Below are 19,886 nucleotides of genomic sequence, written 5' to 3'. Positions count from 1 at the left end.
GAGAGCAGTATCTAGGTGAAACCTGTCTGCTCCCTGCTTTGCCGATAGAGTGTTCCCGGGAGTTATTGTATGTCCAGTTCCAGTTTATTAAATATAGGTATTCAGGCGACTCAGGCCAATCAGACGGCGTTGAGTACCATTGGTCAGAATATCAGTAATGTGAACACTGAAGGCTATACCCGTCAGCGGGTTAACCTGGTGACCCGGCCCGAGTTGTCGGGGGTGTTTGTTAAGGATATTGAGCGGATTACCGACAAATTCCTGACTCAGCAGGTGTGGACCGATACCTCTTCATACAATCAGGCATCCGCTTATGCGGCGATGTCCAGCCGGCTGGATGATCTGCTGGCTGCGGATACCCATAGTGTGTCAACGGCACTGGATGACTACTTTGGTGCGTTGCAAAGCGTTGTTGATGACCCTACCTCTACGGCTAACAGGGAACTCTTTGTTGCTCAGGCGGATGCTCTGGTAAAGCGTTTTAATAATCTGGATGCAAACCTTAAGAGTCAGGCCGAAACGATCAATGCGCAGATGGATGGCTATGCCAGCCAGATCACCAGCCTGGCAACCAGTATTGCCGATCTGAATGCTAAAATAAGCACTGCGGCTGCGACCAATCGCTCCACTAATGATATGCGCGATCAGCGGGACCTGCTGACCAATCAGCTTGCTGAAATTGTCGGGGTTACTGTGGTTGATCAGAGCTCCGATCAGTACAGTATTTTTATTGGCAACGGCCAGCCACTGGTAATTGGTGCGACTGCGGAGAAAGTCGTGTCAGTATTGGGGCCTGATAGTGAGCAAAAAGAGCTGGCGCTGATCAATAAGAACGAGACGGTTAACATCAATGACGAAATTGTTGGTGGCAAAGTTGGTGGCCTGATCAAATACCGGTCTGAGGCGTTGAATGATGCACGTAGTCAGTTGGGGCTGATTGCTGTTGGTTTTGCTGAAAGCATGAATGAACAACACCATCTGGGTCTGAACCTGAATAATGAGTTTGGTGCAGACCTGTTTACCAACATGAACGATGATTTTTTGCAGCAGAAACGGATCACTACCAACAGTAATAACCAGTCCGAAGTGAACATTGCCCGGGTCGAAATTCAACAAACAGATCTGTTGCAGGCAAGTGAGTATGAGCTGGTTGTGGGTGATGGTAACAGACTAACGCTGTATCGCAGCAGTGACGGCAAGCAGGTGCGTATCGATCAGTTGACCAGTGTCGATGATCCGCTATCGCCGCTGACCACTGGTCAGGGGGTTGATGCCGTCGGCCAGGGAGAGTTTTATCGTGACCCCGCAGGGCAGGTTTTATCATTTGCTGTAGATGGTATGAAGGTAACCATCGATACCAGTACCAAACTGATTAAGGGTGACCGGTTTCTTATTCAGCCGGTAACCAGTGGCGCGGAAGATCTGACTTTATCGCTGCATGATGGCCGGCTTCTGGCGTTAGCATCGCCGATAAAAGTAAGCAGTAATATTGATAATCAGGGCACCGGACTGGCAACGGTGACAATGACAGATGCCAAGGCTGATGCCTTTGCCACTGCGGGTGAGCTGTCGCCACCGATAGAGATCGTGTTTAATGATCCGGCTTCATCCCCCTCCGGAGAGATGACCTATACCATCTATGATATGAGTGACCCGAACAACCCTGTGGTACTGGAGTTAGATCCCGCTGTCGGCCCGCTTTCTGATCAGCCGTTTACTTCCGGTGATGAGATTCAGCTGGATGGGTACACGGTGACAATCGCTAACCAGCCGCAACCGGGCGATCGTTTTGGTTTTGATTATAACCTTGATGGTGTATCGGATAACCGTAATGCTTTCGCTTTGAGTAATCTGCAGCAAACCGCCCTGTTTGATCATGGCTCCTATCAGGAACTCTATGGCAGTCTGGTAGAAAAGGTTGGAACCCGGACGGCAACCGCCGTTATCTCTGAACAGGCTGGTAAGGCTGTACTGGATACGACCACCAGTGCTAAGGACAGTGTTTCCGGTGTCAACCTTGATGAAGAAGCCGCTAAGCTGGTGCAGTTTCAACAGGCGTATCAGGCCTCTGCTCAACTGATCCGGGTATCACAAACCATTTTTGATAGTCTGCTTCAAAGCCTTTAAGTAGCAGGAGAGGGTAAATTATGCGTATTTCAACTGCTCAGATATTTAGTCGCAATACCGATAATATCAATAATGCTAATAGCAGCTTGTTTAAAACTCAGCAGCAGCTATCTACCGGTAAGCGTATCTTGCAACCGTCGGATGATCCGGTTGCTACCGCTCAGCTTATTAAGCTGGATAAAGAGATCTCAAAGACCGATAAGTTTCAGGATAATATTGTGGTTTCCCGCCGGCGTCTCAATCTCGAAGAGACAACGCTGGATGCAGTCAATAATGCTACCCAGAGAATAAAGGAGCTGGCGATTCAGGCGAACAGTGGGGCCGTTAATGATAATGACCGTACCCTGATTGCCAGTGAGCTGAAAGAGTTGGAGTCGCAACTGTTTGGTCTGCTTAATACTCAGGATACTCAGGGCGAATATCTGTTTTCAGGCTATAAGGGGTTTGATGCAGCCTACCGTTATGATGGCGCTACCGATAGCTATGTCTTTAATGGTGATGAGGGGAGTCGGTCTATTCAGGTGGGTCCTAATGCCAATATTGTCTCTACCGATTCCGGTTTTAATATATTCGAGAATGTACCGAGCCAGTTAGCGCTGGTGCCTGCAACGGGTAACGAGTTTTCCGGACGAATCATTACCGACTTTGGCACTTTCGGTGAATTTACTGATAGCAGAGGGCCGGCAACCGTTACCTTCGACACCGTGGCTGGAACCTATAGTGTTACCGATGCCCAGGGTGACCCTGTTTTTGGTGGTAATCCAGCTGCCGAGCTTACAGATATCAGTTATCAGCAGGGAGATACCATTGAGTTTGAAGGCCTGAGCCTGGTGATCGATAGTCCGGCGGATGGTGCTGTGGTGATCGAGACCGAAACACAACGCACCAACGTTCTGAATATGGTACACCAGCTGAATGCCGCACTGACCAGTATTAATACGGTTGGTGATCCGCAGGGAACTGAGCGTTTAAATGAAGCAGTCAACCGGGCTTTATTGCAGATTGACAGTATCGAGAGCAAAAACATTCAGGTTCGTGGAAGTATCGGTGCGCGAATGAATACGCTGGATGCTCAGGAGTCGGTCAATGAGGAGTATAAGCTGTATACCAATGAAGCTCAGTCATCACTTCAGGACCTGGATTATAATGACGCGATCAGTCGGTTTACGCTGCAGCAAACAACACTGAATGCTGCATATGCCAGTTTTGCCAAGATACAGAATCTGAGTCTGTTTAATTATATAAACTGATTCAGTTACCCTGTCGGTAGTATGTTTCTCATTAAAAAGCCCGGTGATCCGGGCTTTTTAATGGGGGCTGGATAAAAGGTAAGATTACAGATCCTGCGCACGCTGATAAGCTTTAATGCTGCGGCCGGCTTTCTTGTGTTGACTGGACTGGTCAAGCAGAGCCTGCCTTTGATGGCTGATTGCGTTAATCAGCGACTGATGATTCTGTTGTAGCAAGGCTATTTTATCGTTTAGCTGAGCTACGTCTTCAGCATTGAGTTGGGCAAAGGGTAACTGACGAATCGCGAGGTCTTGCTGCTTCACCAGATTAGTGAGTGTTGTCTCATCTTCATCTGCTTTATTGGTCATGTGACCGAGCGCAGTAAAGATCTCTTGCTGCAGGCGCTCTATCTCTGTGAACCCCTGCAGCCACTTCCGGGCTGCAGGGCTAAGCTGAGGCATGACTATTTTTCTACCGGGCTCTGGGTCTTGTGGTGTTCTGCAGGGATCTTTTCCCAGGCAGACTTGATCTCCAGCAGTAGTTGAGTCACTTCATCCAGCTTCTCAACAGATGACTCGATATTGGCTTTCATCAGCGTACTGGACATATAGGTGTATAGGTTATCCAGATTCTGGGCGATCTCATTGCTTTCTGTATCCGCCAGTGAGGCCTGCAAGCCGCCGATAATCGAGATCGCTTTGCTCAGGCTTGTGCCTTTTAATTCAGTATTTTTACGCTCTATAGCGCCTTTTGCGGTAGCGATACTGCCCAGGGCACCATTCATTAGCATCAAAACCTGCTGGTGGGGGGTTGCATGCGCCAGGGCCGAGTTCAGGCCTATTTTTTGATACTGTTGAGAAGCAAGGTTACGATTCATAATAGATCCTTAAAAAAACGGTTTGCCGCCAGCTCATCAACTGGGACGGCTAAAAATTACTTGTTAGTCTGACGAACAACACCGGGTAGATTGTCCAGTGCGGAGCTCAACCATGCTCCGGTCGAGTTGAGTTGTGCAACTAACAGATCCATCGCATTGAACTGTTTATAAAGTCGCGCTTCAAGTTGTGCACTACGATAATCGAGCTTGGTTCTCTCGTCGCTTATACCTTCTAGCTTGGCGTTAATCGAATCCGTGCGACCATCAATGGTGCCGCTGATCTGAAGGTAGTTCTCCAGCATAGCGTCAATTTTGAAAGCGACTCCCTGTGTGTCATCTGAAAAGAGTGTGGTGACGCCTGTATAATCATCTTTCAGCGCGGTATCCAGTTTGCCCGAATCCAGTTCAAGTGAACCATCACTGGTGGTTGTAATACCGATTGATGCCAGTGAAGTGTAGCTGCTGTCGTTGTTATCGATCCGGCTGGTCAGAGTGTTTCGTATCTGTCGCTCAATTGAACCGATCAGGGAGTCACCAAATAGCGGGCCGGCTGTGTCAGAATCAGGATTGTAACTGGTTTGTTCATTAATCAGCGCGATTAACTCGTTATAACCATCAACCAGTGTCGAGATCTGATTTTTAATTGCACTGCTATTTTCGCTGATTGACAGTGTGATGGGCTCGCCAACATTGGTGTCAGCTAAGGTGATGGTTGCGTCTGGAATAACATCGGTGATGGTATTAGTGGCGCTGGTCATCGGTTGACCATCAACACTGAATACGGCATCGGCTGCTGCAACTACCTGGTCGTAGAAGGTGGCAACATCACCATTGACATCAGGAGTAGCGGTGCCCGAATTGTAATCATAGATATCAAGATCACCCGTTGTGGTTGTGCCGGTAATTGTGAGTTGGTTTTCAGCTCCGGTTTCATCTGCGTTAAATACCAGACGCTTGCTGCCATTAACTACGAGTATTGTGGCAGTGACGCCAATATTATCTTCAGCGCTATTGATCGCATCGCGGACAGATTCAATAGTCGCGTTATTGGTTCCATCCAACGTGACGGTGAAACTGCCTCCGGCATCGGCAAACTCAAGTGTTCCTTCACTGATGACATAATCCTGCTGGGTTACCAGTTTTTGTGCTGATGCCAGACTGGTTATTTCAAGAGAATAACTTCCTGCTGCCGCATTATTGTCGGCACTGAAAGCGGCAATTGCTTTGTCAGATGAGGCAGCGGTTCTATTGCTGAAAGTTGTGGCATCTTTCAGGCCGTCTAGTTTGGTCTGAAATTCGGACAGAGCACTTTTCAGCAGGCCGACTGCAGAGAGTTCGGCCTGAAGTGTGGCTTCTTTCCTGGCAAGTCGATTAAGTGTAGGGGCCCGACTGGCATCTACAAGGTCGGGAACCAGAGATTTTATATCGATGCCAGAGCCAATACCTGGTGATGAAATGGCCATAACTACCTCGCTTCGCTATTCTCTGAAAGAGAAGCAGAGAAGGCGTTTCAGGCCTTCTCGCTGAACAGCAGATTGTTCATCTGCTCAATATGTTTGCTGATTTCGATAAAATCCTCAGAGGGGATCTGTCGGATCAACTCATCATTTGATTTATCAATAACTTTTATTATCGTTTGTCCGCCTTCCTGGTCAACTGAAAAGTTCAGTGTCCGCTGGAACTGAGACATAAAGTCATTGATGGCAGCAACGGTTTCGTGAAGGGCTTCAACGCTCTGTTGAGAAAAATCTGCCGGGCTAGGCCCTGCCGGCTTCTGAACAGTGGATTGCTGTGGTTGCTGGGCTTGCTGTGTTTGCGTGGCGTTAGCCGACGGATCAACAGTGGGCTTTGCAGTGGCCTGAGTGGAAGAGACCTGCATTTCACTGGACATGACGTACCTCCTGGCTCAGATCTGAAGTGGTTAGCTAAAAAAGGCGGGCAAAGCCCGCCCTTTCCGTTAATGCTCTATGCTTACTGTAGCAGAGACAGTACGCCCTGTGGCAAAGTATTTGCCTGAGCCAGCATCGCAGTACCTGCCTGCTGAAGAATCTGGTTCTTAGTCAGGTTGGCAGTTTCTGCAGCAAAGTCTGCATCCTGGATCCGTGAACGGGCAGCAGTTACGTTCTCACTGATACTGCTCAGGTTTGAAATAGTACTTTCAAGACGGTTCTGGACCGCACCCAGGTCAGCACGTTGTCCAGCCATAAACGCCAGCGCCTGATCGATGACATCCAAAGCATTGTTTGAGCCGGTTTGTGAGCTGATATCAATTGCTGCAACTGAAGAAAGAGTTGAAGTATTTGCGGTAGTCGCTGCAAATAATCCACCTGCCGCACCTGAAGTAACGGTAAATGTTCCGCTGGCGGAGAAAGTTACATCACCCGCAACACGAGTACTGTCAGTATTGGTCGCTGTGGTTGATGCATCCACCAGAGTCGCTGCTGCACCTGAGTTTGTTGAATCAGCATTCAGGCCTTGTACGGTCATAACGTTAGTACCGTCGGCACCGTTTGTCGCACCTTCAATAATGATGTCATCACCATTAGCGCTAATCAGCGTAATAGAGGTTTTATCGCTGGACAGCTCTGCGGTAATACCGGTTGTACCGGTTTTCGCATTGATTGCTTCTGACAGTGCTGATACATCGGTAGATGTAACACCGTTAGCAGTGATGGCCTGTGCTCCCCCAGTAGTATCTCCAGTCAGAGTAAAGGCTACGTTACCTGCAGACACAGAAGTGATTTTTGCCTGGCTGACTGCTTTTGCGGTTACACCAGTATCGCTTTGTACGGCATTGACTTTTGCAGCTACAGTTTTAGCACTGTCGCCCGCAGCAACGTCAACCGCAGTGGTGGTTGAGCCTAATGGACCGCTGATTGTCAGGTCTTCACCCGCTACGGTAGTGCTTGCTCCTGCTGTCGCCGCAGCTGCTACTGCAGTTGACCCAGTACCGCCTGTTGTTAATGAGTAGTTACCCATGCTGGTAGCGCGAGTGCTGCCAATGGATACGTTGATAACCTGATCAGCCTCGGCACCAACATGGAATTTACCTGAGGTAAATGTACCATCGAGAATATTCTTGCCGTTAAAAGATGTTGTGTCGGCAATACGGTTCAACTCGGATTGTAGCTGAACAACCTCTTTTTGGAGATTGGCACGGTCAGATGCACTGTTAGTATCGTTGGCAGACTGGATGGCCAGCTCACGCATACGCTGTAGAATGTTTGTAGACTCTGACATTGCGCCTTCAGCGGTTTGAGCCAGAGAGATACCATCGTTAGCGTTACGTACAGCCTGGTTCAGACCACGAATCTGGGAGGTCATGCGGTCGGAGATCGCCAGACCTGCCGCATCATCTTTTGCACTGTTGATACGCAGACCAGAAGACAGACGCTGCAGGGATGTCTGCAGATTGTTCTGGGATTTGCTCAGGTTGTTCTGAGCATTGATAGAAGCGATGTTTGTATTGATAACTGCCATTTTCTCATCTCCTTAACCGAACCGGTTATGGAGTCCCCCCGGCTGGTTCTTTGAGCTTTCGAGACAGCGGTGCTGCCTCACGTATAAATTCATTTCGTGAAAGGGTTAACGGCGCACTGTTTTGAAACTTTAGGGGGCAGTGTGTGAAAAAGTCGCAATAAATGGACATTTTTACTAAAGGCCTTGTATTACGGGGGCTGGAGGGTAAACGGAGCATTACCCATTTTGTGTAATTTTTTATTAAAGGGGATCCGTCATGCTGAAGTACGTGTGTAATAAAAAATTCGTATCGACGCGATCACTGCTATTTTTTATGTAGTGTCAAAAAAACATCATGCAATAGGTTGTCTTTTGAATTGCCATGTCATAAATTTGACGTAGTGATACTAACCCTGATAACACACCGGAAAGAGCTCTGATGAGAGATGTGCTGGGAACCCTATGAGTAGCCCGCTACAAATTATATATATTGATGATGATGTGGAGAGTCGGACCCATCTGTCAGAACGGCTGGGCTTCGCCGAAATCAGTCACACCACCACCGATTATGTGTCCTGGCTGCAGGGAGATACTGCTGAACCGGGTGATCGTTCGGTGGTCTGGCTGGGGCAGTGTTCATTGCCAATCTCGCTGGAAAAACTGATGCAGCAGTTTGACCAGTTGGATGACAAGCTGCCGGTCATTGCCGTCTCCCCCTGGCCCGAACTTGAACAGCTGCCGGAACAACTTCAGGAAAAGATAATTGGCCGGTTGAATCCGGATGCCACCCTGGATGAACTGACGGTGATGCTGCACCGGGCGCTGATTTATCGGCAGTTGCAGCTGCAGTATGCCGGTCAGCCTGACCTGTTCTCCCCTAAATCGGTCGCCAGTCAGTTTGAGGGGATGGTGGGACAGAGTGAGGCGATGGCACTGGTGCGCAAGATGATCAGCCAGGTGGCGGGGCGGGATGTCAATGTGCTGATCACCGGTGAAAGTGGCACCGGTAAAGAGATTGTTGCCAATAATCTGCACCGGGCATCAAAACGGTCGAGCGGGCCATTTGTGCCGGTTAACTGCGGCGCTATCCCGGCTGATCTGCTGGAAAGCGAGCTGTTTGGTCATGAGAAGGGGGCATTTACCGGCGCGATTAACTCCCGGGCAGGGCGGTTTGAACTGGCTAATGGTGGCACGTTGTTTCTTGATGAGATCGGCGATATGCCCCTGCCTATGCAGGTGAAGTTGCTTAGGGTCTTGCAGGAGCGTTGTTTTGAACGGGTGGGCGGTAGTGTCACTATCGACTGCGATGTGCGAATTATTGCCGCCACCCATAAAAACCTGGAGCAGATGATTGTTGAGGGGAGTTTCCGCGAAGATCTTTACTATCGTCTCAATGTTTTTCCTATCGATATGCCGCCTCTGCGTGGTCGGATTGAGGATATTCCTCCGCTGGTGGATGAGTTTTCCCGGCGTCTGGCAAAAGAGGGGTTTGGCCGTATACGCTTCCATCCTGCGGCGATTCGTTCACTGCAGCAGCACGATTGGGCGGGCAATATCCGCGAGCTGGCGAACCTGGTTGAACGGCTGGCGATCCTGTACCCCGATGCGGTGGTGGGCGTGAGTGAACTGCCGCCAAAGTTTCGGCATATTGAGGAACCGGATCCCGATCTTTATCGCGGGGATGATACGCAGGAAACACTCAATGTAGGCGTGCAGCCCAACCGCCTGACTGAACTGCCGGAACAGGGGCTGGATCTCAAACTTCATATAGAAAATATTGAGCAGGCATTGATTACTCAGGCGCTGGATCAAACCTCAGGTGTGGTTGCCAGAGCAGCGGACCTGTTGCAGATTCGCCGGACCACGCTGGTGGAGAAGATGCGTAAATATGGAATTCAGCGAAAATAGATGATGACTGACGCAACTAACAGAATCGCTCAACTGGAAGCGGAAAATAGCCAACTGCGGGCGCAGCTGGATCAGATCCGCCAGACCAGTGTAGAAAAACAGGTTGAGCATGAACGCTTGTCAGGCCGGCTGGAGGATCTGCTGGATCTGTTGCCGGCAGGTGTGGTGGTAATCGATAACCGGGGTCGGGTCGCCGAGTGTAACAGTGCGGCTGAGCAGTTGCTGGGGCAGCCGTTGAAGAATGAACCCTGGATTGCCGTCATTCAGCGCAGTTTCGCCCCCCGCAGCGATGATGGTCATGAGGTTTCATTAAAAAGCGGCCGCCGGGTCAGTCTGTCAACCAGTACTCTGGCAAATGAGTCGGGCCAGTTGCTGATGTTGACCGATCAGACCGACACCCGGTTATTACAGGGGCGTCTGGCCCATTATCAGCGATTGTCTGAGATGGGGCGGATGATGGCCTCGCTGGCGCATCAGGTGCGTACCCCGCTGTCTGCGGCTCTACTCTATGCCGGGCATCTGATGAAGCCGGAGTTGCGGCCGGAGCAACGGATTAAATTCGCCGGAAAAGTAAAATCCCGTCTGGAAAATCTAGAGCTGCAAGTGCGCGATATGCTGATTTTTGCCCGGGGTGAAACCCGACTGGAGGATCGCATCAGTGTTGCAGAGTTGTTCCGTGAACTGGAAGATGCGCTGGATATGCCTCTGCATAGCTGGGACGCTGACTGCGACTGTCTTAACCGGGTACCGGAGTTGCAGCTGCAGTGCAATAAAGATTCGTTGCTGGGGGCGATTATGAACCTGGTCAACAACGCCTTGCAGGCAGGCGGTAAAGGCACCGAACTGGTCATTGAAGCGCAACTGGTCGGAGATAAGCTGGGTATCGAGGTGCGTGATAATGGTCCGGGAATGGATGCGGAGCTTTGTAAAAAGGTGCTGGAGCCGTTTTATTCAACTAAATCCCATGGCACCGGTTTAGGGTTGGCGGTGGCACAGGTAGTGGCCAAAGCGCACCATGGCGAGTTTCTGCTACGCTCACAGCTGGGGGTTGGCACTCAGGCGGCTTTTCTTATTCCTTATCAAACGGGCGGTCAGACCGATAATCAGGCCAATCACCTGGCGGGTAATAACAGCAGTGAAAATAATGAAAGCGGGATCGGATAGTTTATGAGCATTCAGGTATTAGTGGTTGAAGACGATGCGGATCTGCGTGAAGCGCTGGTCGACACGCTGGAACTGGCAGGCTTTGATTATCTGGAAGCTGATTCGGGAGAGCAGGCGCTGGAGGTGATTGCAGAAAATCCCGTAGATATGGTGGTCAGTGATGTCAATATGGGGGGCATGGATGGTCATCAGCTGCTGGAAAAAATTCAGCAGAGCCAGCCCTGTCTGCCGGTGATGCTGATTACTGCCTATGGTCAGGTCAATAAAGCGGTGGATGCGATCCGCAGCGGAGCGGTGGACTATCTGATGAAGCCTTTTGCTCCAGAGGCGTTGATCGAGGTCGTGAAACGCTATACCGGCACGCAGTTAAGTGAGCAGGATAGTATTCAGCCGATCGCAGAGGAGACCAGCAGTAAGCAGTTGCTACAGGTGGCCCGGCGTGTTGCCGAGACCGACTCAACCGTACTGATTACCGGGGAGAGTGGTACCGGTAAAGAGGTGCTGGCGCAGTACATCCATATGCATTCCCCCCGGGCCGACAAGCCCTTCGTCGCGATTAACTGTGCAGCGATTCCTGAGAATATGCTGGAAGCAACGCTTTTTGGACACGAGAAAGGCGCGTTTACCGGCGCTTACACCAGCAACCCCGGTAAGTTCGAGCAGGCTAATGGTGGCACCATTTTGCTGGATGAGATCTCAGAAATGGATCTCGGGTTGCAGGCCAAGCTGCTGCGGGTGTTGCAGGAACAGCAGGTAGAGAGAGTGGGTGGCCGCAAAGTGATCAATCTGGATGTCAGAATTCTGGCAACCACGAACCGCAGGCTGGAAGAGTATGTTGCGGAGCATAAGTTCCGCGAAGACCTGTATTACCGGCTCAATGTCTTTCCGCTTCAATGGTTGCCGCTGCGAGAGCGGGTCGGTGATATCGTGCCGCTGGCGCAGCGCTTGCTGGCAAAATACTCCCGCAAAATGAATCGCACCGCGGTCTCTCTCAGCGAGGAGGCGCAGCGTACGCTACAGGCCTATCACTGGCCTGGGAATGTACGCGAGCTGGATAATATCGTGCAGCGGGCGCTTATTCTGCAGCAGGGAGCACTGATCGGTCCTGCCGATCTGCATATTCAGCCGGGCAGTATGCAGACCTCTGAGATGGCGGGTCGCTTTAGCTCTGGCAGTGTCAGTCCTGACGACAGCAGTCAGTTGGGAAATGATATGAAACAGCATGAGTTTCAGCTGATTATTGAGACGCTTCGGGAAACAGGCGGGAGTCGTAAAGAGGCGGCAGAAAAGCTGGGTATCAGCCCCCGCACATTACGCTATAAGCTGGCCCGGATGCGTGAGGCTGGTATTGATCTTGATGCTGAACTGAAAAGCTGAATCGTTCCATTTGGATTAAATTGTACGTCTAAGGTCGTAGAAAAAGGGCTTCCTACGACTAATGGCCAGCCCCGGATAGACCAATGTCTAATTCAGGAAGAATCGGTCACTTCGGTATAACATTAACCACAAAAATAATAGTTTCAGAGTCTCTGTTTATACTTTGGAAACTAATGACCTGAAAATCTCACCGTCAATAACAAAAATATGGGTAGAGCAGGGATAGGGAGACGTAGTTATCGGAAGTTGATGACTTGTGATTGATAACTACTGTTACTGCACAGAATAAATAACAAGCTAAGGGCATCTCACATGAGCGATTCAAAGATATATCCGGTTAGCGACGAGCTGGCTGCGACTGCGCATATCAATAATGAAAAATATCTGGCGATGTATGAACAGTCCATCAATGATCCAGATACTTTCTGGGGTGAAGAGGGTAAGCGCCTGGACTGGTTTAAACCATACACCAAAGTCAAAAATACCTCTTTTGATCCCCATAATGTTGATATCCGCTGGTTTGAGGATGGCACGCTGAACGCTTCCTATAACTGTCTGGATCGTCATCTGGCAACCCGGGGTGACCAGGTTGCGATTATCTGGGAGGGGGATGACCCGAGTGAGTCTGAGAATATCACCTACCGTGATCTGCATGAGCGTGTATGTAAATTTGCCAATGCGCTGAAATCGCGCGGTGTTGAGAAGGGTGATGTGGTTACCCTTTATATGCCGATGATACCGGAAGCGGCGGTAGCGATGCTGGCCTGTACCCGTATCGGTGCGGTGCACTCAATTGTATTTGGCGGTTTCTCCCCTGAGGCACTGGCGGCCCGTATTGAAGGGGCTAATTCTAAAGTTGTTGTGACCTCAAACTACTCGCTGCGTGCCGGTAAATCAGTACCACTGAAGCTGAACGTTGATAAAGCGCTGGAGCATGAAGCCGCGAAAGCCTGTGTCGATAGCGTGATTGTTGTTAAACGTGTCGAGCAGGATGTTGCCTGGAATGACAGCGTTGATGTCTGGTATGAGGATCTGGTGGCAAATGCTTCTGCTGACTGTCCTGCAGAGGAGATGGAAGCGGAAGCGCCGATGTTTATTCTGTACACCTCAGGTTCTACCGGTGCGCCGAAAGGCCTGAAGCACACCACCGGTGGCTATATGGTGTATGCCGCGATGACTCACGAGTATGCCTTTGACTATAAAGATGGCGATATCTACTGGTGTACAGCAGATGTCGGCTGGGTAACCGGCCACAGCTACATTGTCTATGGTCCGCTGGCGAATGGTGCTACCTCGCTGATGTTTGAGGGTGTGCCAAGCTATCCCGATAACAGCCGTTTCGGTCGTGTTATTGAAAAACATAAGGTTAACCAGTTCTACACTGCGCCGACCGCTATCCGTGCGCTGATGCAGCAGGGTGAAGATGTTCTGGGCGATTCTGATCTGTCCAGCCTGCGTATCCTCGGTTCTGTTGGTGAGCCGATCAACCCTGAAGCATGGGAGTGGTACTACCGTATTATCGGTCAGAACCGTTGCCCTATCGTCGATACCTGGTGGCAGACTGAAACCGGTGGCATGATGATTCTGCCACTGCCGGGCGCTACTGCAGCGAAGCCGGGTGCTGCTTCCCGTCCGTTCTTCGGCGTTCAGCCTGCGTTGCTGGATGCGGATGGCAATGAGCTGGAAGGTGCCACCGATGGCAACCTGGTTATCAAAGATTCCTGGCCGGGTCAGAGTCGCTCTATCTGGGGTGATCATGAACGCTTTATTCAGACTTATTTCACCACTTATAAGGGTTACTACACCACCGGTGACGGTGCCCGTCGTGATGAAGATGATTATTACTGGATTACCGGTCGTGTGGACGATGTTATCAATGTCTCCGGTCACCGTATGGGTACCGCTGAGGTTGAATCTGCACTGGTAGCACATCCGGCGGTTGCTGAAGCAGCTGTTGTGGGCTATCCGCACGAAGTGAAGGGGCAGGGTATCTATGTTTACGTTACCCTTCAGGCTGGCTTTGAACAGTCTGATGAGCTGCTCAAAGAGTTGCGCATGCATGTGCGCTCTGAGATCGGTCCGATTGCTTCTCCAGACCTGATTCAGTTTGCTCCGGGGATGCCTAAGACCCGTTCAGGTAAAATCATGCGTCGAATTCTGCGCAAGATCGCTGAGGATGATTTTGGTGCTCTGGGTGATACCTCCACTCTGGCGGACCCGTCAGTGGTTGATGATCTGATCGAGCATCGCATGAACCGTAAGTAATTGTGCTGCCGAACTAATTTCGGTCTACAATTCCCTTACTCCCTCCCGGTTTTTTAGGTCGGGGGGGAGTTTTGCTATAAAAGTGATGTTAATATAGTCAGGTGCGGCCAATGGGTTATGCACTCTATAAGCGGATATATTTACACGTTTTCACTGGCTGAAAGCGGGTAAGGAGGGAGATTAGCTGAATGCAATTGGCGCAGAAGATAATCATTGCGGATGACCATCCGCTGTTCCGGGCGGCACTGAAACAAGCCGTGACTCAGGCTGTTCCTGGCGTTGAAATCGTCGAAGCCGATTCCCTGGAGGCCGTTCAGGCCGCCGTAGAAGAGCATGCAGATGCGGATCTGGTGCTGCTTGACCTGCATATGCCGGGTACCAATGGTTTTACCGGACTGGTTTTTCTGCGAGGGAAAAATCCCGGTATACCTGTTGTGGTTGTTTCCGGTAGTGAAGAATCCTCAGTGATGAAACGGGCGCTGGACTATGGCGCTTCCGGTTTTATCCCCAAGTCATCGCCTCTTGAGGTGATCGCAGAGGCGATTACTACGGTTCTTGAAGGCGAGGAGTGGTTGCCTGAAGAGGTGGCTGAAGGGGTTGTCGATGTGACTGAAGAGGATCAGAAGTTCGCCAATAACCTTGCGTCTCTCACGCCTCAGCAGTTCCGTGTGTTGACGATGCTGACCGAAGGTTTGCTGAACAAGCAGATCGCTTATGATCTGAATGTATCAGAGGCGACGATTAAAGCCCATGTGACCGCGATTCTGCGCAAGCTGGGTGTGCACAGCCGTACTCAGGCCGTCATCGCGGCACAGCGACTCTGTGTTGATCCGCCTAAAACTGAGATGAATTGAGCTGTCCGGTGGCGAGTCAGCCGCCGACAGCAGAGGAAAAAACGTGCTCACTCCGGGCGCGTTTTTTTGTCTGATCATTGTAATGTCCTGCGGCACTCAGGCCGCAGTCAACTGGTTGTTATGACCTGGCGGAGGTGATCAGCTTGCTGATGATCGCTCTGAGTGCTGCAGGTTTGATCGGTTTATGAAGTATCTCTGCCTGGGTCTCATCGATCTCTTCTTTGACAGCATCGGTTCGGTCGGCGGTAATCACAACAGCTGGCACCTGGTGGTGCCAGAGCTCCCCCAGTTCCTGAAGCGCCATAACACCCGTACGGGTTTCATCAAGATGGTAATCTGCCAGGATAATGTCAGGCACAAACTGTTGCTCAACAACCTTCGATTTAGCCTCCGCCGCTGAGATGGCGGTCAATACTGAGCAGGACCATCCCTGCAGCAGGGCGCTCATCCCTTCAAGGATTTTTGGCTCATTATCAATCACCAGCACTTTAATCCCCTCAAGCCCTTTGCTGCGAATCCAGCCCCGTTTTTCTGGTCGGGGTTTCACTGCCTTGTCCTTGTCTCCCAATGGTACCCTGACACTGAATACTGTACCTTTCCCCGGCCATGAGCGTACCTGTATAGGATGATTGAGCATACGGGCGATACGTTCTGTGATGGCCAGCCCCAGTCCCAGACCATTGACCTGCGAGTGTTTTGGATTGTCTATTCTGCGGAACTCCTCAAATACCTCGCTCAGTTTATCTTCAGGGATGCCGACTCCGGTATCCCAGACCTCGATACGCAGAGTTTTCCCCTGACGGCGACAACCCAGCATAATTTTTCCCTGCTGGGTGTAGCGGATCGCATTGGAGAGGAAGTTTTGCAGAATCCGGCGCAGCAGTTGCTGGTCGGAGTGGACCACCTGACAGCATTTAACAAAATCAAACTGCAGCTGTTTCTCTTCGGCCAGTACGGTAAATTCGGCACTCAGATGGTCAAACATCCCGTTGATGGAAAAGTGGCTGAAGTTGGGTTCCAGTGCGCCGGCATCCAGCTTTGATATATCCAGAATGGTGGTTATCAAGCTCTCAGCGGCTTTCAGTGAACCATCCAGATTCTCAACCAGTTGATGCGTCTCCTCGGTATGTTTTTGCTGTGCCAGGGCAGAGATAAACAGCCGGGCAGCGTTCAGCGGCTGAAGCAGGTCATGGCTGGCAGCGGCAAGGAAACGGGTTTTGCCCAGATTGGCGGCATCGGCATCAAACTTTGCCTGCCGAAGCTCATCCTCGATCAGGGCGCGCACAGTATTCTCTTTACGCAGCTCTTTATTGACCACTGACAGGGTATGGGTTCTTTCCCGGACACGCTGTTCCAGATTCTCGTTGGTTTCCTGCAGTAACTGTTCGGCCTTACGGCGCTCAGTGATATCCTGATAGAGGGTGAAATAGCCGAGCAGATCACCGGCTTCGTTGGTGTGTGGGATATAGGTGACCTCAGCGAAGCGGAACTTGCCGTCAGTCGATGGCAGCTCTGTCTCAAAACGCTGCCGCTCCCCCTGCAGGACTTTATTCACATAAGGAAGACGTACTTCAAGTTCCTCCTTTGAGAGTGTTGAGGAGCTGTTAACTCCCGCAATATTATGCCGGTCGAGGCCAAAAGTGCGGGCATAGGCTTTATTGACAAAGCGAAAGTTGCGGTCGGTATCCAGAAAGGCGATCAGTACCGGCACATTATCGGTATAGGTGCGGACATTCTGCTCACTTTCGCGCAGGGCCTCCTGTACCCGTTTGTGTTCGGTGATATCCATATAGGTATTAACAAAGCCGCCATTAGGCATCCGGTTACCGCGCACTTCCAGTACTGAACCATCCATCCTATGACGTTCATAGGAGTGTGCCTTGCCCTCTTTTAATATGTTCAGGCGGCTTTTTACCTGCTCCTCTATCTCTCCTGCTCCGTATTCACCTTTAGAAGCGTTATAGCGGAATATCTCTTCAATCGGGCGGCCAACGCAGATCAGCCCATCCGGGTAGTCAAACATCTCAATATAGCGACGATTCCAGGCGACCAGGCGCATCTGTTGATCAACCACGCTGATGCCCATGGTGATATTTTCGATAGTGGACTGTAGCAGTGAACGGTTAAAGCGTAAGGCCTGGGAGGCTTCATCGACAATGGTGACCACATCGCCAATCTGCATATCTTTGCCGCGCAGTGTTGAAGCCAGCACGATGCGGGCTGAGGAGGCACCAATAACACCCGCCAGCAGTCGTTCGGTAAACTGAATCAGTTCCGGACTGGCTTTGTCCCCGGATAAGGGGGGTTCGATACCCGCTTTAAGGGCAAAACCGGTAAATGCATGCTGGGTGCGGCTGATGCCGAGAAAACGCTCGGTCAGAATCTGCAGGTCGCCGACGGTGGCGTGACTGAACACCCGGGAAGGTTCAGACAGGTCTTTGCTGTAAACGTCGACAAAGGCGCTTGCCTGGATCCGGTCAACCAGTCGTTGCGGACTGTAATGGGAGATCACTGCGTAGAGCAACGCATTGATTGAGATACTCCAGAAAGCCCCATGGGTAAGGGGGTCCATGCCACTCAGGCCAAACAGTTGGGTGGGCCTGAGCAGGTCAGAACCAAACAGGCCCTCCTGCAGAAAAGAAGTTGGCATCAGTCCGGCGTTAGCCATGGTGGGAAATACCAGTGTGTAGAGCCAGATCAGAAAGCCGGCGCAAAGGCCGGTCAGAATGCCGTGTCGGGAACCGGTTTTCCAATAGACGCCACCAATCAGTCCCGGCAGAAACTGAGCGGCGGCGACAAATGCCAGCAGGCCGAACGAGGCCAGTGTGCCCTGATCGCCGAGGATGCGATAATAAAAATAAGCCATGATCATCAGGCAGATAATGGTGATCCGCCTGACTCTGAGGAGCATTGCGCCAAGGTCTTTATTTTTTGACAGCTTTAGCCATGAGACCCTCAGCAGTAACGGCATGACGATATCGTTACACACCATGGTAGACAGGGTGATTGACGCGACGATAACCATACTGGTAGATGCAGACAGACCACCGATAAAGGCGAATGTGGCCAGATCCTTATAGCCTTCATGCAGGGGGAGCATCAGCACGAAGGTATCTGCGTTGATATCCAGCCCTTCAAACAGAGTCATTCCGGCGGTGGCGATTGGCAGCACAAACAACGCCAGTAGCACCATATAGAGCGGGAACAGCCAGCGGGCGGTTTTAAGGTTGTCGAGGCGGGTGTTTTCTACAATGGTGACGTGGAACTGGCGTGGCAGGCAGAGGATTGCGGCACAGGCGAGCAGGATCTCGGTGAGGAAGCTATTACCGAGAAAACTACCCTCCAGCGGGCTGCTGAAATTATCGTTGTGATACAGCTGGTCACGGATGTTGGCAATCAGATCAGGCACGCCATCAAAGATCTGAAAGGTCACCATCAGGCCGACGGCGATAAAAGCGGTCAGTTTGACGATTGATTCGAATGCCACGGCCAGCACCATCCCTTCATGATGCTCGGTGGCGTCGATATGCCGGGTACCAAACAGAATGGTGAAGACCGCCATCACCAGAGCCACAAACAGCGCGGTATCGTTGCCTTTACTCAGGGCTTCGGTCACGCCGGGGGCGATTGCATCATAGCTGATGGCCACCGCTTTAAGCTGCATCGCAATATAGGGGATGGTGCCGCACACTGCGATAATGGTAACCAGTACTGCCAGTGCCTGGCTTTTACCGTAGCGGGACGAGAGGAAGTCGGCGATGGATGTGGTGTTCTGCTGCTTGCTGACCAGGATGATCTTCTCAATAATTCGCCAGCCAAAAATAAATACGATCGCCGGCCCCAGGTAGGTGGCAAGAAACTGCCAGCCACTGACAGAAGCGCGCCCGACTGCGCCGTAAAAGGTCCATGAGGAACAGTAGATCGCCAGAGACAGGGAATAGATAACCGGATTGCTGGCGTAGGAGCGTCCCTGAGCACTGCGGTCGCCAAAGTAAGCGATAGCGAAGAGCAGACCTACATAGGCCAGTGAGATCAGAATAATTGAGCCGCCGGATAGCATAGTCAGGTCTGTCCGTAGTTACTGTGTTGGAGTGGGTAGTGTAACCGAACTCTGGCGAATAACCCTATTGCTCTTATACCTTTGTCTAATGTGTTGAGTTATAAAGGTTTTTTTAAACCCCCTCCAGGTCGCGCCGTGCTTGGGTTGCGGCCTGTTTGCCAGGGTTTTGATCCGTTTGATCAGACCAAAGTAGGGGATTTGTTTGCCAGAACACTTTGTTAAATTCTATCAGTCCACAACTTTTACTTAACCTTTAATAACAAAAATAAGGATGGTGCAAATGTCTACTTCTTCACAAGACAATGCTTCGGCCTACTGGGCCGAAAACCTGCGCATTATCATGACTTACCTGTCAATCTGGTTTGTAGTGTCATTCGTAGGTGGGATTCTGTTTGTTGATCAGTTGAACGCTATTCCCTTCTTTGGCTTCCCGTTGGGATTCTGGATCGATCAGCAGGGTTCAATCTTCGTATATGTAGCTCTCATCTGGATGTACGCATACAGCATGAATAAGCTGGATGAAAAATACGACGTTCACGAATAAGAACAATAACAGTTGCGCTGA

At 50.9% G+C, this 19,886-nt stretch carries 14 protein-coding genes; 8 read left to right on the top strand and 6 right to left on the bottom strand.

The window, feature by feature from the left end; genetic code table 11:
• Nucleotides 1–69: 69 nt before the first annotated feature.
• Both flgK and flgL read left to right on the top strand, forming a co-directional pair.
• Nucleotides 70–2,127, top strand: a complete 2,058-nt coding sequence (gene flgK, locus BMY09_RS19135) for a flagellar hook-associated protein FlgK (protein ID WP_091361457.1) — start codon at nucleotides 70–72, stop codon at nucleotides 2,125–2,127.
• Between the two features lie 20 nt (nucleotides 2,128–2,147).
• Entirely contained in the window at nucleotides 2,148–3,377 is a 1,230-nt protein-coding gene (gene flgL / locus BMY09_RS19130) for a flagellar hook-associated protein FlgL (protein ID WP_091361456.1), read from the top strand.
• 84 nt (nucleotides 3,378–3,461) lie between these two features.
• On the opposite strand, the gene BMY09_RS19125 is transcribed toward flgL, so the two are convergent.
• From BMY09_RS19125 to BMY09_RS22470, 5 genes are all read right to left on the bottom strand, one after another.
• Entirely contained in the window at nucleotides 3,462–3,818 is a 357-nt protein-coding gene (locus tag BMY09_RS19125; protein WP_091361454.1) for a hypothetical protein, read from the bottom strand.
• Between the two features lie 2 nt (nucleotides 3,819–3,820).
• Nucleotides 3,821–4,234 carry a flagellar export chaperone FliS gene (gene fliS, locus BMY09_RS19120; RefSeq protein WP_091361453.1) on the bottom strand — a complete coding sequence of 138 codons (414 nt, stop codon included), beginning with the start codon at nucleotides 4,232–4,234 and terminating at the stop codon, nucleotides 3,821–3,823.
• Nucleotides 4,235–4,290: 56 nt separating this feature from the next.
• A complete protein-coding gene (gene fliD / locus BMY09_RS19115; RefSeq protein ID WP_091361451.1) occupies nucleotides 4,291–5,697 on the bottom strand; it encodes a flagellar filament capping protein FliD in 1,407 nt (468 codons plus the stop codon).
• Between the two features lie 47 nt (nucleotides 5,698–5,744).
• Nucleotides 5,745–6,125: a flagellar protein FlaG gene (locus BMY09_RS19110; protein ID WP_091361449.1), complete on the bottom strand. Its 381-nt coding sequence runs from the start codon at nucleotides 6,123–6,125 to the stop codon at nucleotides 5,745–5,747.
• 80 nt (nucleotides 6,126–6,205) lie between these two features.
• Complete coding sequence (locus tag BMY09_RS22470) at nucleotides 6,206–7,714, bottom strand: flagellin (RefSeq protein ID WP_091361448.1); 1,509 nt, start codon at nucleotides 7,712–7,714, stop codon at nucleotides 6,206–6,208.
• 441 nt (nucleotides 7,715–8,155) lie between these two features.
• Between BMY09_RS22470 and BMY09_RS19100 the strand changes: the two genes are divergently transcribed.
• The 5 genes from BMY09_RS19100 to BMY09_RS19080 all read left to right on the top strand — a co-directional run bounded on the left by BMY09_RS19100 (nucleotide 8,156) and on the right by BMY09_RS19080 (nucleotide 15,261).
• On the top strand, nucleotides 8,156–9,601 hold the full coding sequence (locus BMY09_RS19100; RefSeq protein ID WP_091361446.1) for a sigma-54 interaction domain-containing protein: 1,446 nt from the start codon (nucleotides 8,156–8,158) through the stop codon (nucleotides 9,599–9,601).
• 3 nt (nucleotides 9,602–9,604) lie between these two features.
• Nucleotides 9,605–10,765: a sensor histidine kinase gene (locus BMY09_RS19095; RefSeq protein ID WP_091361515.1), complete on the top strand. Its 1,161-nt coding sequence runs from the start codon at nucleotides 9,605–9,607 to the stop codon at nucleotides 10,763–10,765.
• A 3-nt stretch (nucleotides 10,766–10,768) separates the two neighbouring features.
• Complete coding sequence (locus tag BMY09_RS19090; RefSeq protein WP_091361444.1) at nucleotides 10,769–12,142, top strand: sigma-54-dependent transcriptional regulator; 1,374 nt, start codon at nucleotides 10,769–10,771, stop codon at nucleotides 12,140–12,142.
• A 312-nt stretch (nucleotides 12,143–12,454) separates the two neighbouring features.
• Nucleotides 12,455–14,407 carry an acetate--CoA ligase gene (gene acs, locus BMY09_RS19085; protein ID WP_091361443.1) on the top strand — a complete coding sequence of 651 codons (1,953 nt, stop codon included), beginning with the start codon at nucleotides 12,455–12,457 and terminating at the stop codon, nucleotides 14,405–14,407.
• A gap of 188 nt (nucleotides 14,408–14,595) precedes the next feature.
• The gene (locus tag BMY09_RS19080; RefSeq protein ID WP_091361441.1) at nucleotides 14,596–15,261 is read left to right on the top strand and encodes a response regulator transcription factor; all 666 of its coding nucleotides are present in this window, start codon (nucleotides 14,596–14,598) and stop codon (nucleotides 15,259–15,261) included.
• 118 nt (nucleotides 15,262–15,379) lie between these two features.
• Here BMY09_RS19080 and BMY09_RS19075 read toward each other — a convergent pair whose 3' ends face one another.
• On the bottom strand, nucleotides 15,380–19,321 hold the full coding sequence (locus tag BMY09_RS19075; RefSeq protein ID WP_091361440.1) for a hybrid sensor histidine kinase/response regulator: 3,942 nt from the start codon (nucleotides 19,319–19,321) through the stop codon (nucleotides 15,380–15,382).
• 280 nt (nucleotides 19,322–19,601) lie between these two features.
• Between BMY09_RS19075 and BMY09_RS19070 the strand changes: the two genes are divergently transcribed.
• On the top strand, nucleotides 19,602–19,865 hold the full coding sequence (locus BMY09_RS19070) for a DUF4212 domain-containing protein (protein ID WP_091361438.1): 264 nt from the start codon (nucleotides 19,602–19,604) through the stop codon (nucleotides 19,863–19,865).
• Nucleotides 19,866–19,886 lie beyond the last annotated feature (21 nt).

It is taken from the genome of Amphritea atlantica (assembly GCF_900111095.1).
GTDB lineage: Bacteria > Pseudomonadota > Gammaproteobacteria > Pseudomonadales > Balneatricaceae > Amphritea > Amphritea atlantica.
This window is presented reverse-complemented; position numbering and strand designations above follow the sequence as displayed.